Raw genomic sequence first — 15,771 nt, forward strand, 5'->3', positions numbered from 1 at the left:
GTGGTCCCCCGGTCGGGCGCCGCCGCGGATCACTCAGACATCGGGAATGTCGCGCTTTGCGCGAACCAGGGTTTCACGGGTGATGACGACGATGCGCTCGTAGTCCGCCCGGGCGGCGTCCTGGGGTAGGTGCGAGTCCAGTGAGTCAGTGACGTCTGTCCCGATGACGGCGAAGTTCCCATCCTTCAACTCGAAGATGTCTGGGCACGTCGCGCTGGATGTGCTTCCTCGTTCGCGCGGAGACACACCAAGGCGGCGAATGATCTGACTCACTGTTGGTCTTTCCTTTGGTCTCAAGGCACTAGCGCCTGCGCACGGCTGCTGCGCGGTGCGTGGGGGCGTCCTTGTGAGTGCCTCGACCACCGGGCGGCGTTGGAGCGACAAAAACGGGTGACGGTCGACTCCTTGCGCGGTCGCGCAGTAGTCAACCGTCTGGCATCAGGAAGAACGCGCCGATTTATCGTTCCGTTATCCCCCGAAGGTGTGGTCCTGTCTGCACTCGGGTGACGAGGGGCGGTACGTGCATGCTAGGGCCCGCCTCTAAGCGGTGTCCGGCGGCTGGCCGATCACCCACCACTCTTCGGTGTCCGCTTCTTCCAGTTGGTGCAGTAGTTCGTCGACCAGCAAGCCGAGCTCGGCTTCGTCGGTCTCGGAGATACTCGCACGCTGCTGACGGGTCGCGTACCAGTACTCCCTGACGATCGGACTCTGGAAGATGCCCCGGGCGTGCTTGAGGAACTCTTCGCGGTTGAGGTTCCCGATGCGGTAGTAAAAGAGCAGGTTGGTGTACAGCACGTTCGCGAAGATGTACTGGCGCCGTTGCTTGTCGCTCACCGGTACCTCATAGAGGTCCAGTACCTCGGCGAGTTCGGGGTCGTCGATCGCCTTGCTCAGTAGTTCCCAGTGCTGACGCTGCTGGTTGGCGAGGTTGATGTGTTTCTCGGTGCCCGCCGACTGCTCCAGCTGCTCCAGGCGAAGGCGCAGTGACGCCAGAGCATGGTGCTGTGCGGCCATGGTGAGAACTGTGCCCACGGCCATGCCGAGCCCCATTGCGGCGGCAGCCAGCCCCCGTGTCCCTATTTTCCGTGTGGCCATGTCAACCCCCGATTCAGGCGGCCGCCGTCCGCCGGTCGTCGGGATGCGGGTCGACTGGAGGGGACCGGCGAGCGGTGGGCGGCGCTTGCCGTCTCCCAGGGTGCCGAGCGGCTCTGATCGGCGGGGAGGCGGAGAGGAGGCGCACGGAAGGAAGCGAGGGTCGCACAAACCGGCGCCATGCCCAACGTCTGCCCCGCTCACGCTGCTAACAATCGTTCACTTCGCGGAGATTCTGCGTGCTCGTATCCTTACCCGGCATGCAAGTTCCGTAAGGTGCGCCGGGATGCGAACCGGTGTGCGCGTAGGCGTGAGAGAGGTCGCACGGTGGGGCTGAGCCCGAGTTCCCGGCAGATCCCGGTCGTCGTACTCGCCGGATTCCTGGGGTCCGGCAAGACGACACTGCTCAACCACCTCCTGCACCGCAGCGGAGGCAGCCGTATCGGTGCCCTCGTCAACGACTTCGGAGCCATCGAGATCGACGCCATGGCGGTGGCGGGCGCCCTCGGGGACTCCACCGTCTCCCTCGGCAACGGCTGCCTGTGCTGTGCCGTCGACGCCGGTGAGCTGGACGTCTACCTCAACCGGCTGGCGCACCCCGGTGCCGGGATCGACGTCGTGGTCATCGAGGCCAGCGGACTTGCCGAGCCGCAGGAACTGGTCCGGATGGTGCTGGCCAGCGAACATCCGGGCATCGTGTACGGCGGCCTCGTCGAGGTCGTCGACGCCGCCGAGTTCGACGACACGCGCGCCAGGCATCCCGAGATCGACCGGCACCTCGCCCTGGCCGATCTCGTCGTCGTCAACAAGACCGACCGGGCGCCGGGCGCCGAGCGCGTCCTCGCCCTCGTCCGGAGCCTCACCGACGGGGCCGCCGTCGTCCCGGCGACGTACGGCCGTATCGACCCCGAGTTCCTCTTCGACTGCCGGCCCTCGCGGGAGCGCATCGGGCAGCTGTCGTTCGACGACCTGCATGATCATCATGGCCCGGGTGCGGAGCACGAGGATGCCGGGCACCTGCACGCCGCCTACGACAGCCTCTCCTTCGTCTCCGAAGTGCCCCTCGACCCGCGCCGGTTGATGGCGTTCCTCGACAGCCGCCCCGAGGGGCTCTACCGGATCAAGGGGTACGTCGACTTCGGCGCGCACGATCCGCGCAACCGGTATGCCGTGCACGTCGTCGGGCGGTTCCTGCGCTTCTACCCGGAGCCCTGGGAAGCGGACGGCGAACGCCTCACCCAGCTCGTCCTCATCGGCTCCGGCATCGACGCGGCGCTCGACAAGGAGCTCGCGGCGTGCAGGAGTGACGCCCTGCACGCCGATGAGCACGGCATGTGGGGCGTCCTGCGCTACGTACCGGACGCACGGGATACGGACCCGCGGGATCCGTACGCCACGAATCCCGCGGACCCCCCGCTCTAGACCGGCCTGGCCGCTCTCGGCCCGGACAGGCCCTCCTGGACCGGCCCCCTCTCGGCCTAGACCGGCCCCGCCACCGCCGCGACCGGCTTTGCCAGGGACACGCCCGAGCCGTCGCGGCGCGGGTCCATCTCGGGCAGCTCCGTGGGCGAGCCGTTCTTCTGCGCGGCCAGCGCCGGGGTGGCGCCCGCCCAGGCGAACGACAGGCAGTCCTCGCCCTTCAGGAACCGCTGGCAGCGCACGCCACCGGTCGCCCGGCCCTTGCGCGGGTACTGGTCGAACGGGGTCAGCTTGGCCGTCGTCTGCACGGAGTCGTCCAGGGTGCCGCGCGAGCCCGCCACCGTGAAGACGACCGCGTCGACCGCCGGGTCGACCGCGGTGAAGGAGATGACCTTGGCGCCCTCGGTGAGCTTGATGCCCGTCATACCGCCCGCCGGGCGGCCCTGCGGGCGCACCTGTGAGGCCTGGTAGCGCAGCAGCTGCGCGTCGTCCGTGACGAAGACAAGGTCCTCGTCACCTGTCCGCAGCTCGATGGCGCCGACGATCCGGTCGCCCTCCTTGAGGGTGATGACCTCCAGCTCCTCCTTGTTGGCCGGGTAGTCGGGGACCACGCGCTTGACGACGCCCTGCGCCGTGCCCAGCGCGAGCCCCGGGGAGGACTCGTCGAGCGTGGTCAGGCAGACCACCGTCTCGTCACCCTCCAGGGAGACGAACTCGGCGAGCGGCGCGCCACCGGAGACGTTCGGCGCCGTCGTCGTCTCCGGGAGCTGGGGGAGGTCGACGACGTTGATCCGCAGCAGCCGGCCCGCCGAGGTCACCGCGCCCACCTCGCCGCGGGCCGTGGCCGGCACCGCCGAGACGATCACGTCGTGCTTGGCGCGCCTGGCGCCGGCGCCCTCGGGGAACGGCTCGGCGTTCGCCGTGCGGGCCAGCAGCCCCGTCGAGGACAGCAGGACCCGGCAGGGGTCGTCGGCCACCTGAAGCGGGACGGCGGCCACCGCGGTGGCGGTCGAGTCGAGCAGGACCGTACGCCGGTCGGTGCCGAACTTCTTGACCACCGCGGCCAGTTCGGACGAGACCAGCTTGCGCAGCTCGGCGTCAGACTCGAGGATCCGCGTCAGCTCCTCGATCTCCGCGGTGAGCCGGTCCTTCTCGGCGTCCAGCTCGATGCGGTCGTACTTGGTCAGGCGGCGCAGCGGCGTGTCCAGGATGTACTGCGTCTGGATCTCGCTCAGCCCGAAGCGCTCGATCAGGCGCTCCTTGGCCTGGGCGGAGTTCTCGCTGGAGCGGATCAGGCGGATCACCTCGTCGATGTCCACCAGCGCCGTGAGCAGGCCCTCGACCAGGTGCAGCCGGTCGCGCTTCTTTCCGCGGCGGAACTCCGAGCGGCGGCGCACGACCTCGAAGCGGTGGTCGAGGTAGACCTCCAGCAGTTCCTTCAGGCCCAGGGTGAGGGGCTGGCCGTCGACCAGGGCGACGTTGTTGATGCCGAAGGACTCCTCCATGGGCGTCAGCTTGTAGAGCTGCTCCAGGACGGCCTCCGGCACGAAGCCGTTCTTGATCTCGATGACCAGGCGCAGCCCGTGCTCGCGGTCCGTGAGGTCCTTGACGTCTGCGATGCCCTGCAGCTTCTTCGAACCGACCAGGTCCTTGATCTTCGCGATGACCTTCTCCGGTCCGACCGCGAAGGGCAGCTCGGTGACGATCAGGCCCTTGCGGCGTGCCGTCACGTCCTCCACGGACACCGTGGCCCGGATCTTGAACGTGCCGCGGCCCGTCTCGTAGGCGTCCCGGATCCCGGAGAGGCCGACGATCCGGCCGCCGGTGGGCAGGTCGGGGCCCGGGACGTGGCGCATCAGGGCGTCGAGGTCGGCGTTCGGATGCTTGATCAGGTGGCGGGCGGCCGCGATGACCTCGCGCAGGTTGTGCGGCGGCATGTTCGTGGCCATGCCGACCGCGATCCCGGACGAGCCGTTGACCAGCAGGTTCGGGAAGGCGGCGGGCAGGGCCACCGGCTCCTGCTCCTGGCCGTCGTAGTTCGGGGCGAAGTCGACCGTGTCCTCGTCGATCGACTCCGTCATCAGGCTGGTGGCCTCGGCCATCCGGCACTCGGTGTACCGCATGGCGGCGGGCGGGTCGTCGTTGCCCAGGGAGCCGAAGTTGCCGTGGCCGTCGACCAGGGGCACCCGCATGGAGAAGGGCTGGGCCATGCGCACCAGGGCGTCGTAGATCGACGCGTCGCCGTGCGGGTGGAGCTTACCCATGACCTCGCCGACCACGCGGGCGCACTTCACGTAGCCGCGGTCGGGGCGTACGCCCATCTCGTTCATCTGGTAGACGATGCGGCGGTGGACGGGCTTGAGACCGTCACGCGCGTCCGGCAGGGCCCGGGAGTAGATGACCGAGTACGCGTACTCGAGGAAGGAGCCCTGCATTTCGTCCACGACGTCGATGTCGAGGATCCGCTCCTCGTACGAGTCGTCGGGCGGCGGGGTCTTCGTGCTGCGGCGGGCCATCGCTGCCGGCTCCTCCTGTTTTCTGGTCGTTCGCCCACGGGGGCGCTCAGGTCCCTGCGGCTCACTCTTGCTGAAGCGTGAACGGCATCTGCCGCGGACCATTGTGGACCGCGCCACTGACAACGCGGACGTTGGACCCGGCGTCGGCCGCCGGGCGCCGCGCTGACCCGCAGGCTACGCCCTCGTGAGGGGCAACCCGGTTCTCGCTCTGGGCGTACGCGGTCCGGGAACTTCACACCAGGTCGGCACGCTTGCATACAGTGGCAGGACTGGCAGGATTTCCGCGGTTTCCCGACCGCACCGCGATCGAAGGGACGTACATGCCCATGGGTCACACGGCCACAGCCGAGGCAGGCTCCGGCGGGCTGACAGCGACAGAGCACCGCCTGGACAACGGCCTGCGTGTGGTGCTCTCCGAGGACCACCTGACCCCGGTCGCCGCGGTGTGCCTGTGGTACGACGTCGGCTCACGCCACGAGGTCAAGGGGCGCACCGGCCTGGCTCACCTTTTCGAGCACTTGATGTTCCAGGGGTCCGCCCAGGTGAAGGGCAACGGGCACTTCGAACTGGTCCAGGGCGCGGGAGGCTCCCTGAACGGCACCACCAGCTTCGAGCGCACCAACTACTTCGAGACCATGCCCACCCACCAGCTGGAGCTCGCCCTCTGGCTGGAGGCGGACCGCATGGGCTCGCTGCTCACCGCCCTCGACGAGGAGTCGATGGAGAACCAGCGGGACGTCGTCAAGAACGAGCGCCGCCAGCGCTACGACAACGTCCCCTACGGCACCGCCTTCGAGAGGCTCGCCGCCCTCGCCTACCCGGAGGGCCACCCTTACCACCACACGCCGATCGGCTCGATGGCCGACCTGGACGCGGCGACCCTGGAGGACGCCCGCCAGTTCTTCCGGACGTACTACGCGCCGAACAACGCGGTGCTCTCGGTCGTCGGCGACATCGATCCCGAGCAGACGCTCGAATGGATCAAGAAGTATTTCGGCTCCATCGCCGGCCACGACGGCAAGCCCACCCCCCGTGACGGCTCGCTGCCCGAGGTCATCGGCAGGGAGCTGCGTGAGGTCGTCGAGGAGGAGGTCCCGGCGCGGGCCCTGATGGGCGCCTACCGGCTCCCGCACGACGGCACACGCGCGTGCGACGCGGCCGATGTCGCGCTCACCATCCTCGGCGGCGGCGAGTCGTCCCGCCTGTACAACCGGCTGGTACGACGGGACCGTACCGCCGTCGCGGCCGGGTTCGGCCTGCTGCGGCTGGCCGGAGCGCCCTCCCTGGGGTGGCTGGACGTGAAGACGTCCGGGGACGTCGAGGTGCCGGTCATCGAGGCGGCCATCGACGAGGAGCTCACCCGGTTCGCCGAGGAGGGCCCGACGGCCGAGGAAATGGAACGCGCGCAGGCCCTGTTGGAGCGCGAGTGGCTGGACCGGCTCGGCACGGTCGCCAGCCGCGCCGACGAACTCTGCAGGTACGCGGTGCTGTTCGGCGACCCCAAGCTCGCCTTCACCGCCGTGCGGCGCGTCCTGGAGGTGACGGCCGAGGAGGTCCAGGAGGTCGCCAAGGCACGCCTGCGGCCCGACAACCGCGCGGTACTCGTCTACGAGCCCACGGCCACCGAAGCCGGCGAGACCGACGCAGACGACGACACCGACGCCGCGCCGGCCGCCGCCGGCGACGACACCGAGGAGGCGGCCAAGTGACCGAGCTCGCCACGATGGACTTCCACCCCCAGCCGCAGGCGGGCGAGGCCCGCCCCTGGGCGTTCCCGGCCCCCACGCGCGGGGCGCTGGACAACGGCTTGACGGTGCTGCGCTGCCACCGGCCCGGCCAGCAGGTCGTCGCCGTGGAGGTGCTGCTGGACGCGCCTTTGGAGGCCGAGCCGGCCGGCCTGGACGGCGTCGCCACGATCATGGCGCGGGCCTTCTCCGAGGGCACCGACAAGCACTCCGCCGAGGAGTTCGCGGCCGAGCTGGAGCGCTGCGGCGCCACCCTGGACTCGCACGCGGACCACCCCGGGGTCCGGCTGAGCCTGGAGGTGCCGGTCTCCCGCCTGCCCAAGGCCCTCGGCCTGCTGGCCGACGCCCTCAGGGCTCCCGCGTTCGCCGACAGCGAGGTCGAGCGGCTGGTCCGCAACCGCCTCGACGAGATCCCGCACGAGCTGGCCAACCCGGCCCGGCGGGCCGCCAAGGAGCTCTCCAAGGAGCTGTTCCCGGCGGCCTCGCGCATGTCCCGGCCGCGCCAGGGCACCGAGGAGACGGTCGCGAAGATCGACTCCGCCGCCGTACGCGCCTTCTACGAGCGGCACGTCCGCCCCGCCACGGCCACCGCCGTGGTCGTCGGCGACCTCACGGGCGTGGACCTCGACGCACTGCTCGGCGAGACCCTGGGCGCCTGGAGCGGCTCCCAGGCGCAGCCGCGCCCCGTGCCGCCGGTGACCGCCGACGACACCGGCCGCGTGGTGATCGTGGACCGTCCCGGAGCGGTCCAGACCCAGCTGCTGATCGGCCGGGTCGGTCCCGACCGGCACGACCGCGTATGGGCGGCCCAGGTGCTCGGCACGTACTGCCTGGGCGGCACCCTCACCTCCCGCCTGGACCGCGTCCTGCGCGAGGAGAAGGGCTACACCTACGGGGTGCGCTCGTTCGGCCAGGTACTGCGTTCCGCTCCCGACGGCAGCGGTGCCGCCATGCTCGCCATCAGCGGCTCCGTGGACACGCCGAACACCGGCCCCGCGCTGGAGGACCTCTGGACGGTGCTGCGCACGCTCGCCGCGGACGGCCTCACGGACGCCGAGCGGGACGTCGCCGTGCAGAACCTCGTCGGTGTGGCGCCGCTGAAGTACGAGACCGCCGCGGCCGTTGCGGGGACCCTCGCCGACCAGGTCGAGCAGCACCTGCCCGACGACTACCAGGCGAGGCTGTACCAGCAGCTCGCCGCCACGGGGACCGTCGAGGCCACCGCGGCGGTCGTCAGCGCCTTCCCGGCAGACCGGCTGGTGACGGTCCTCGTCGGTGACGCGGCGCAGATCAAGGAGCCCGTCGAGGCCCTCGGCATCGGTGAAGTCACCGTCGTGGCGGCCGAGTAGAGGCCGCGGAGGGCACGCGCGCGCAGGGGCCCTGGTGACGGATGCGTCACCAGGGCCCCTCTATGTCCGGATTGGGGCGGAGGTTGCCTGTCTGACCTGTGGGATGCGCTACAAACGCCGGATTGCGTTTGGGGATTGAAAGATGTCCCGCTTAGCGTCATCCGGGCTGTCCGTCAGGCAGTGCGCCGCACCCGCGGCACCGGACAGTCATCGCCGAGTCCCCGTACGGCGCGAGCCAGGGGAGCCGGGGACCCAACCATGAAGTCCCTGGGGTGAATCGGACGCCCGCGCGCCCAGCGAGGGAGTCCGTAGGAGACCTTCCTGCTCCGAACCCGTCAGCTAACCCGGTAGGCGAGAGGGAAGGAAAGGACCAGCCACCACATGGCGTTCACGCGCGCCACCGGGAAGCATCGCCGTCCCAGCCGGATGAAGCGCACCACCGCCCGCGCGGCGGGTGTCGCGGCGCTCACCACCACCGGTGTCATCGGCACCCTGGCCGCTCCCGCGCTCGCCGCCGAGCCCGCGGCCGAGCAGACCGGCCTGCTCCCGGTCATCACCATCGGCGACTCGGTCGCCGAGCAGATAGACGCCCAGGCCGCCGCCCAGAAGCAGGCCGCCGCGGAGAAGAAGGCCGAGGCCGCCGCGAAGAAGCGGGCGGAGGAGCGGGCCGAGGAGGCGCGCGAGGCCAAGGAGCGCGCCGCCCGCGAGGCCGAGCGCAAGCGCCTCAACACCTACGTGGCGCCGATCAGCGGCTCCTACGTCTCCACCGGCTACCGGTCCGGCGGCGCGCTGTGGTCCTCCGGCAGCCACACGGGTGTCGACTTCCACGCCGCGAGCGGCACGCCCGTGCACGCGGTCGGCTCCGGCACCGTGGTCGAGGCCGGCTGGGGCGGGGCGTACGGCAATCAAGTCGTGATCAAGATGAACGACGGTACGTACACCCAGTACGGTCACCTGTCGTCCATCGCGGTCTCGGTGGGCCAGACGGTCACCCCGGGGCAGCAGATCGCCCTGTCCGGCGCCACCGGCAACGTCACCGGAGCGCACCTGCACTTCGAGGCCCGCACGACGGCCGAGTACGGCACGGACATCGACCCGGTCGCCTACCTCCGCTCGCACGGCGTCGGCGTCTGACGGCGCATCGCCCCGCTTCCCGCGGCCCCGGCTCCCTGAGCCGGGGCTTTCGGCGTTTCGTGCGCCGGTATGTCCAAAAGATATCCATGGATTCCGGCCCGCCATCGGAAATCCCGGCCCATTGCAATAGAGTCACGGAACACACGTCAGTCGTCGACGTTGCACGGGGATTAAGGCGGAGGTCGGTCATGCGTATTCCGGCGCATTCGGTGTGCACGGCCATCCGGGACGACATCGTCGCGGGTGTCTACGAGCGGGGCGGCCGGCTCACCGAGGAACTCCTCGCCCGCCGCTACGGAGTCTCGCGCGTCCCCGTTCGCGAGGCCCTGCGCACGCTGGAGGCGGAGGGCTTCGTGGTGACCCGGCGGCACGCGGGCGCGTGCGTGGCGGAACCGACGGAGCAGGAGGCCGCCGACCTGCTGGAGATGCGCCTGCTGCTGGAACCGCTCGGTGCCGCGCGGGCCGCGCAGCGGCGCACCGAGGCCCATCTGAAGGTGCTGCGCGGCCTGGTCAGACTGGGCCAGGACCGTGCCAGGCGGGGTGGCAGCGAGGATCTGCGCTCGCTGGGCGGCTGGTTTCACGAGACGCTCGCCCAGGCCTCCGGCAGCCCCGCCCTGATCGCGATGCTGACCCAGCTGCGACACAAGATCGCCTGGATGTACGCCGTGGAGGCGCCTGTCAGCCCCGCGGAGTCCTGGACGGAGCACGGTGCGATCGTGGACGCGGTGGCGCGCGGCGACGGTGAGCGGGCGCGGGCGGTCACGGCGCTGCACGCCGAGCGTGCGACCGGCGCGCACCGGCTCCGCTTCCCCGGAAAAGGTGATCGCGCGGACCGTGTGAGGACTTCGCAACATGCCGTAAACATGTCGGGCCTACGGCATTAACACGAGCACCGTATACAAAGAAGCGAAATCCTGCGGCGGCGCCTTTTTGCTGCCCTTTTCGGCGTTCCCGGAATTATTGACGAGCCGAGTTGCGAAAACGCGGGCGAGCGGGCCGGAATACGGCTGAAGCCGCGCCGCCCGGAAAGGGCGACGCGGCTTCAGGAATGCCGTCAGCGGGTCAGACGGTCTCGGGAAGCTCCTCGAGGCCCTCGGCGACCAGCTTGGCCAGACGGTCGAGCGCGGCGTCCGCGCCCTCGGCGTCGGAAGCCAGGACGATCTCCTCGCCACCCTGGGCGCCCAGCCCCAGGACGGCCAGCATGGAGGCCGCGTTGACGGGGTTGCCGCCCGCCTTGGCGATCGTCACCGGGACGCCTGCGGCCGTGGCGGCTCGGACGAAGATGGAGGCGGGGCGGGCGTGGAGACCCTCGGCCCAGCCGACGTTGACGCGGCGCTCAGCCATGTGATGCTGCCCTTCAGGTGTTCAGGGTTGTCTAGACCAGTTTCCCATATCGTGAAGCATGCCCGGACGGGCCCGTGTCCCGTCCGGGGAGCGAGCCGGACCGCGGCCTCGGTCCGGTCGGCATCCCTCCACAGACTGCCTCGCGCCGATGTCGTACGCGAGCCGTACTCTGGGGCCCATGCAGAGCCCGTCGGACCGGCACGAGTACCCCGCCCACTGGGAGGCCGACGTGGTGCTGCGCGACGGCGGCACCGCGCGCATCCGGCCCATCACCGTCGACGACGCCGAGCGCCTGGTCAGCTTCTACGAGCAGGTCTCGGACGAGTCGAAGTACTACCGCTTCTTCGCGCCCTACCCGCGCCTGTCCGCCAAGGACGTCCACCGCTTCACGCACCACGACTTCGTGGACCGGGTGGGACTCGCGGCCACCATCGGCGGCGAGTTCATTGCCACCGTACGCTACGACCGCATCGGCGCCGACGGCATGCCCGCGTCCGCGCCCGCCGACGAGGCGGAGGTCGCCTTCCTGGTGCAGGACGCCCACCAAGGGCGCGGTGTCGCCTCGACGCTGCTGGAGCACATCGGCGCCGTCGCCCGCGAGCGCGGCATCCGCCGCTTCGCCGCCGAGGTGCTGCCCTCCAACACCAAGATGATCAAGGTGTTCACGGACGCCGGGTACACCCAGAAGCGCAGTTTCGAGGACGGTGTCGTACGCCTGGAGTTCGACCTCGAGCCCACCGACCGCTCGCTCGCGGTGCAACGCGCGCGGGAGCAGCGCGCGGAGGGACGGTCGGTACGGCGGCTGCTGACGCCCGGCTCGATCGCCGTCGTCGGCACCGGACGCACGCCCGGGGGCGTCGGCCGCAGCGTGCTCGGCAACATCCGGGAAGCCGGGTTCACCGGCCGCCTGTACGCCGTCAACAGGGCGCTCGGCGAAGGGCAGAAGGAGCTCGACGGGGTCCCGGCATACCGCTCGGTGCGGGACATCGACGAGCCCGTGGACCTCGCCGTGGTGGCGGTGCCCGCGGAGCACGTGCCCGAGGTGGTCGCCGAATGCGGGGAGCACGGGGTGCAGGGGCTCGTCGTGGTCTCCGCCGGGTACGCCGAGAGCGGGCCCGACGGACGTGAGCGCCAGCGTGAGCTCGTGCGGCACGCGCGCGCGTACGGCATGCGGATCATCGGGCCGAACACCTTCGGGATCATCAACACCTCCCCGGAGGTGCGGCTCAACGCCTCGCTGGCACCGGAGATGCCGCGGCCCGGGCGGATCGGGCTGTTCGCGCAGTCCGGGGCGATCGGCATCGCGCTGCTGTCCCGGCTGCACCGGCGCGGCGGCGGCGTCACGGGGGACACGGGCGTGTCGACGTTCGTCTCCTCCGGCAACCGCGCGGACGTCTCCGGCAACGACCTGATCCAGTACTGGTACGACGATCCGGACACCGACGTCGTCCTGATGTACCTGGAGTCCATCGGCAACCCGCGCAAGTTCACCCGCCTCGCGCGCAGGACGGCGGCGGCGAAGCCGCTCGTCGTGGTCCAGGGCGCGCGCCACGGGGGAGCGGCACCGCAGGGACACGCGGTACGGGCGACGCGGCTGCCGTACGCCACCGTGTCCGCGCTGCTGGGGCAGGCCGGCGTGATCCGGGTCGACACGATCACCGAGCTGGTGGACGCCGGGCTGCTGCTCGCGCGCCAGCCGCTGCCCGCGGGGCCACGCGTGGCGATCGTGGGGAACTCCGAGTCGCTGGGGCTGCTCACGTACGACGCCTGTCTGACCGAAGGGCTGCGGCCCCAGGCTCCGCTGGACCTCACCACCGCGGCCTCGCCGGAGGACTTCCGCCAGGCGCTGACGCGGGCGCTGGCGGACGACACGTGTGACGCCGTCGTGGTGACCGCGATACCGATGGTGGGGGAGGGGACGGCGGGGGACGCGGCGCTGGCGGAGGCACTGAGGTCGGGCGCGGCGGCGGTTCCCGCGAAGCCGGTGCTGGTGGTGCACGTGGAGCTGGGCGGACTCGCGGACGCGCTCTCCGCGGCGGCCAGCACGGCACCGCAGGCGGCACCGGCGGGCGGGGAGGCTCCTCCGCCCCTGCGCCCGGCCGAACGACAGCCTGCGCCCGGTGCGGGCGCGGGTGCGGACTCGGGCGGGCCGGCTCCCGCGCGCGTCGGGCCACCGGAGCGATGGACGCCGTCGTCACCCCGAGCAGGCAGCTCCACGGACCCGTCGCCGTCGTCCGCCGGGCCGGGTATGTCCCCGGACCGATGGACGCCGTCGTCCGCCGGGCCGGGTACGCCCCCGGACCGATGGACGCCGTCGTCCGCCGGGCCGGGTACGCCCCCGGACCGATGGACGCCGTCGTCCCCCAGGCCAGGTACGCCTCCGGAGCCGCAGGCCGCGCAGGACGCCGGCGGTGTCGAAGCGACCGCCGCCCCCGCGGGCTCCCGGCTCATCCCCGCCTACCCCGCCGCCGAACGCGCCGTGCGCGCGCTCGCCCAGGCCGTCAAGTACGGGCAGTGGCGGCGGGAGGCCGCCGACCCCGGGAAGGTGCCCGAGTACGACGACATCGACGAGAAGGGAGCGGCGAAGCTGATCGGCGGGCTGCTCGCGCGCGGGCAGGGACTCACGCTCGGCATGGAGGAGACGTGCGAGCTGCTGCGCCGGTACGGCATCCACGTGCACCGCGCCCTGCCCGCCCCCACCCCCGACGAGGCGGCGGCAGCCGCCCGTGCCCTCGGCTACCCCGTCGCCCTCAAGGCCACGGCCCCGCACCTGCGCCACCGCGCCGACCTCGGCGGTGTCCGGCTCGACCTCGCGGACGAGAGCCAACTGCGGCGGGCGTTCGCCGAGTTGACGGATCTGTTCGGGAAGCCGGAGGAGCTGCGGCCGGTCGTGCAGCGGATGGCCCCGCGTGGCGTGGACACCGTCGTACGGGCCGTGATCGATCCGGCCGCCGGAGCGGTGCTCTCCTTCGGGCTCGCCGGGGCGGCCTCCCAGCTGCTGGGCGACACCGCGCACCGGCTGGTCCCGGTCACCGACCGTGAGGCGACCTCACTGATCCGCTCGATCCGGACGGCGCCGCTCCTCTTCGGCTGGCGCGGCTCCACACCCGTCGACACCCCCGCCCTCGAGCAGCTGCTGCTGCGGGTCTCCCGGCTGGTCGACGACCACCCGGAGGTGGTCGCGGTCACCCTGGAACCGGTGGTCGTCGCCCCCCACGGCCTGAGCGTCCTCGGCGCCTCGGTGCGCCTGGCACCACCCCCCGTCCGCGACGACCTGGGCCCCCGGACCCTCCCGTCGTACTGAGCCCGGCCCGCACCGCCCGAAGCGGTGCCTCGCAGTCAGTGGGCCCCCGTAGGATGGACGGCATGGCCAAGACCAGTACGACGACCCAGGGGCTGCGTGCGGCGATCGAGCGCAGCGGCTACTACCCGGCCCTCGTGGCCGAGGCGGTGGAGGCCGCTGTGGGTGGCGAGCCCATCCGGTCGTACCTGGTCCATCAGGAGACCACGTTCGATCAGAACGAGGTGCGACGGCATGTGACCGTGCTCGTGCTGACCGATCACCGCTTCATCGTCAGCCACACCGACGAGCAGGCCGCCGACAGCACCTCGCCGACGCCGTACGCCACGACGTCGACGGAGTCGGTGAAGCTCGACCGGATCTCCTCGGTCGTGGTCAGCCGCGTGGTCGCGAACCCCGAGTCGTACACGCCGGGCACCCTCCCGCGTGAGGTGGTGCTCACCATCGGCTGGGGCGCCGTCTCCCGCATCGACCTGGAGCCCGCCGCCTGCGGCGACCCCAACTGCGAGGCCGACCACGGCTACACGGGCAATTCGACGGCCGACGACCTCAGCCTGCGCGTCAGCGAGGCCGGGGACGGCCCGGAGACGGTCCGCCAGGCGCTCGTCTTCGCCCAGGCCATTTCCGAGGCGACCGCGGACCCCGCGCGCTGATGGCTCAGCCCGCCGCCTGGGAGCATCCCGAGCCCCTCGCCGTCGACTCCGCCCCGCGCCCCGAATACGGCACGGGCTCGCTCGCCGACCTGCTGCCGACGCTGGCCGCGGGCATGGGCGTACCCGGCATGACCGCGGCGATCACCGAGCTGACCCCAGCCGACCGGGTCTGCGTGTTCCTGATCGACGGGCTCGGCTGGGAGCAGCTGAGGGCGCACCCGCAGGAGGCGCCCTTCCTGACCTCGCTCCTCGCCTCCTCGCGCGGCGGCACGGGCCGCCCCCTCACCACCGGCTACCCGGCGACCACGGCGACCTCCCTGGCCTCCGTCGGCACCGGACTCCCGCCCGGCGCGCACGGCCTGCCCGGCTACACCGTGCGCAATCCGGACACCGGCGAGCTGATGAACCAGCTCCGCTGGCACCCGTGGACCCCGCCGGCGCCCTGGCAGCCGTATCCCACGGTCTTCGAGCTGGCCCACCGCGCCGGTGTGCATGCCGCGCAGGTGTCGTCACCCACCTTCGAGAAGACCCCGCTGACCAAGGTCGCGCTCAGCGGCGGGACGTTCCACGGACGGCTGACCGGCGAGGAGCGCATGGACCTCGCCGCCGAGCAACTCGCGGCCGGCGACCGCAGCCTCGTGTACACGTACTACGCCGAACTCGACGGCGCCGGCCACCGCTACGGCGTCGCCTCCGACACCTGGGTCGGCCAGCTCATGTACGTCGACCGCCTGGTCCAGCGCCTCGCTGAGCAACTGCCGCCGCGCAGCGCGCTCTACGTCACCGCCGATCACGGCATGGTCGACGTGCCCTTCGACGAGCAGCACCGCATCGACTTCGACGAGGACTGGGAGCTGCGCGCGGGCGTCGCCCTGCTGGGCGGCGAGGGCCGCGCCCGGCACGTCTACGCGGTCCCGGGCGCCGGGAACGACGTCCTGACCTGCTGGCGCGAGGTGCTCGGCGAGCAGTTCTGGGTGGCCTCGCGGGACGAGGCGATCGCGGCGGGCTGGTTCGGGCCGCACATCGACGAGCGGGTGTACGCGCGCATCGGCGACGTGGTCGCGGCCGCGCGGGACGATGTCCTGCTCATCGCCTCCGAGCGGGAGCCCAAGGAGTCGGCGATGGTCGGCAACCACGGCTCGATGACCCCGGCCGAGCAGCTGGTCCCGCTGCTCGAAGTACGCTCCTGACTCCCCCTCCGTCCGACCTCCCGCCGAA

At 71.4% G+C, this 15,771-nt stretch carries 12 protein-coding genes and 1 riboswitch; of the genes, 8 read left to right on the plus strand and 4 right to left on the minus strand.

What is annotated here, in order from left to right; all coding sequences use genetic code 11:
• Window positions 1-33 precede the first annotated feature (33 nt).
• Window positions 34-273 carry a hypothetical protein gene (locus ACIHCM_RS27385; RefSeq protein WP_399901091.1) on the minus strand — a complete coding sequence of 80 codons (240 nt, stop codon included), beginning with the start codon at window positions 271-273 and terminating at the stop codon, window positions 34-36.
• Between the two features lie 267 nt (window positions 274-540).
• The gene (locus ACIHCM_RS27390; protein ID WP_399901257.1) at window positions 541-1,038 is read right to left on the minus strand and encodes a DUF6082 family protein; all 498 of its coding nucleotides are present in this window, start codon (window positions 1,036-1,038) and stop codon (window positions 541-543) included.
• Window positions 1,039-1,419: 381 nt separating this feature from the next.
• Here ACIHCM_RS27390 and ACIHCM_RS27395 point away from each other — a divergent pair, with 381 nt between their 5' ends.
• A complete protein-coding gene (locus ACIHCM_RS27395; RefSeq protein WP_399901094.1) occupies window positions 1,420-2,514 on the plus strand; it encodes a CobW family GTP-binding protein in 1,095 nt (364 codons plus the stop codon).
• A 56-nt stretch (window positions 2,515-2,570) separates the two neighbouring features.
• On the opposite strand, the gene ACIHCM_RS27400 is transcribed toward ACIHCM_RS27395, so the two are convergent.
• On the minus strand, window positions 2,571-5,027 hold the full coding sequence (locus tag ACIHCM_RS27400; protein WP_399901097.1) for a DNA topoisomerase (ATP-hydrolyzing) subunit A: 2,457 nt from the start codon (window positions 5,025-5,027) through the stop codon (window positions 2,571-2,573).
• Between the two features lie 320 nt (window positions 5,028-5,347).
• Between ACIHCM_RS27400 and ACIHCM_RS27405 the strand changes: the two genes are divergently transcribed.
• The 4 genes from ACIHCM_RS27405 (at window position 5,348) to ACIHCM_RS27420 (ending at window position 10,139) form a co-directional block, all read left to right on the plus strand.
• A complete protein-coding gene (locus ACIHCM_RS27405; RefSeq protein ID WP_399901100.1) occupies window positions 5,348-6,736 on the plus strand; it encodes a M16 family metallopeptidase in 1,389 nt (462 codons plus the stop codon).
• Window positions 6,733-8,121, plus strand: coding sequence for a M16 family metallopeptidase (locus tag ACIHCM_RS27410; protein WP_399901103.1), 1,389 nt, complete (start codon window positions 6,733-6,735; stop codon window positions 8,119-8,121). The genes ACIHCM_RS27405 and ACIHCM_RS27410 overlap by 4 nt, the downstream gene beginning before the upstream one ends.
• 201 nt (window positions 8,122-8,322) lie before the next feature.
• Window positions 8,323-8,490, plus strand: a riboswitch (cyclic di-AMP (ydaO/yuaA leader).
• A gap of 12 nt (window positions 8,491-8,502) precedes the next feature.
• On the plus strand, window positions 8,503-9,255 hold the full coding sequence (locus ACIHCM_RS27415) for a M23 family metallopeptidase (RefSeq protein ID WP_399901105.1): 753 nt from the start codon (window positions 8,503-8,505) through the stop codon (window positions 9,253-9,255).
• A 188-nt stretch (window positions 9,256-9,443) separates the two neighbouring features.
• Complete coding sequence (locus tag ACIHCM_RS27420) at window positions 9,444-10,139, plus strand: GntR family transcriptional regulator (protein WP_399901108.1); 696 nt, start codon at window positions 9,444-9,446, stop codon at window positions 10,137-10,139.
• Window positions 10,140-10,317: 178 nt separating this feature from the next.
• Here the strand turns inward: ACIHCM_RS27420 and ACIHCM_RS27425 are convergent, their stop codons facing one another.
• Entirely contained in the window at window positions 10,318-10,599 is a 282-nt protein-coding gene (locus tag ACIHCM_RS27425; protein ID WP_030563197.1) for an HPr family phosphocarrier protein, read from the minus strand.
• A 178-nt stretch (window positions 10,600-10,777) separates the two neighbouring features.
• Between ACIHCM_RS27425 and ACIHCM_RS27430 the strand changes: the two genes are divergently transcribed.
• Genes ACIHCM_RS27430 through ACIHCM_RS27440 form a run of 3 tightly spaced genes read left to right on the plus strand, consistent with a single transcriptional unit; the run spans window position 10,778 to window position 15,743 of the window.
• Window positions 10,778-13,903 carry a GNAT family N-acetyltransferase gene (locus ACIHCM_RS27430; protein ID WP_399901111.1) on the plus strand — a complete coding sequence of 1,042 codons (3,126 nt, stop codon included), beginning with the start codon at window positions 10,778-10,780 and terminating at the stop codon, window positions 13,901-13,903.
• Window positions 13,904-13,956: 53 nt separating this feature from the next.
• On the plus strand, window positions 13,957-14,553 hold the full coding sequence (locus ACIHCM_RS27435) for a DUF5998 family protein (RefSeq protein WP_399901262.1): 597 nt from the start codon (window positions 13,957-13,959) through the stop codon (window positions 14,551-14,553).
• On the plus strand, window positions 14,553-15,743 hold the full coding sequence (locus ACIHCM_RS27440; RefSeq protein ID WP_399901114.1) for an alkaline phosphatase family protein: 1,191 nt from the start codon (window positions 14,553-14,555) through the stop codon (window positions 15,741-15,743). Before ACIHCM_RS27435 ends, ACIHCM_RS27440 begins: the two co-directional genes overlap by 1 nt.
• Window positions 15,744-15,771 lie beyond the last annotated feature (28 nt).

The organism is Streptomyces sp. NPDC052023, from assembly GCF_044548465.1.
GTDB lineage: Bacteria > Actinomycetota > Actinomycetes > Streptomycetales > Streptomycetaceae > Streptomyces.

Excerpts from the sequence above, each read along its gene's own strand:
- ACIHCM_RS27390 (WP_399901257.1), bottom strand. The coding sequence starts at position 1,038 with ATGGCCGTGGGCACAGTTCTCACCATGGCCGCACAGCACCATGCTCTG.
- ACIHCM_RS27400 (WP_399901097.1), bottom strand. The coding sequence starts at position 5,027 with ATGGCCCGCCGCAGCACGAAGACCCCGCCGCCCGACGACTCGTACGAG.
- ACIHCM_RS27405 (WP_399901100.1), top strand. The coding sequence starts at position 5,348 with ATGCCCATGGGTCACACGGCCACAGCCGAGGCAGGCTCCGGCGGGCTG.
- ACIHCM_RS27415 (WP_399901105.1), top strand. The coding sequence starts at position 8,503 with ATGGCGTTCACGCGCGCCACCGGGAAGCATCGCCGTCCCAGCCGGATG.
- ACIHCM_RS27420 (WP_399901108.1), top strand. The coding sequence starts at position 9,444 with ATGCGTATTCCGGCGCATTCGGTGTGCACGGCCATCCGGGACGACATC.
- ACIHCM_RS27425 (WP_030563197.1), bottom strand. The coding sequence starts at position 10,599 with ATGGCTGAGCGCCGCGTCAACGTCGGCTGGGCCGAGGGTCTCCACGCC.
- ACIHCM_RS27430 (WP_399901111.1), top strand. The coding sequence starts at position 10,778 with ATGCAGAGCCCGTCGGACCGGCACGAGTACCCCGCCCACTGGGAGGCC.
- ACIHCM_RS27435 (WP_399901262.1), top strand. The coding sequence starts at position 13,957 with ATGGACGGCATGGCCAAGACCAGTACGACGACCCAGGGGCTGCGTGCG.
- ACIHCM_RS27440 (WP_399901114.1), top strand. The coding sequence starts at position 14,553 with ATGGCTCAGCCCGCCGCCTGGGAGCATCCCGAGCCCCTCGCCGTCGAC.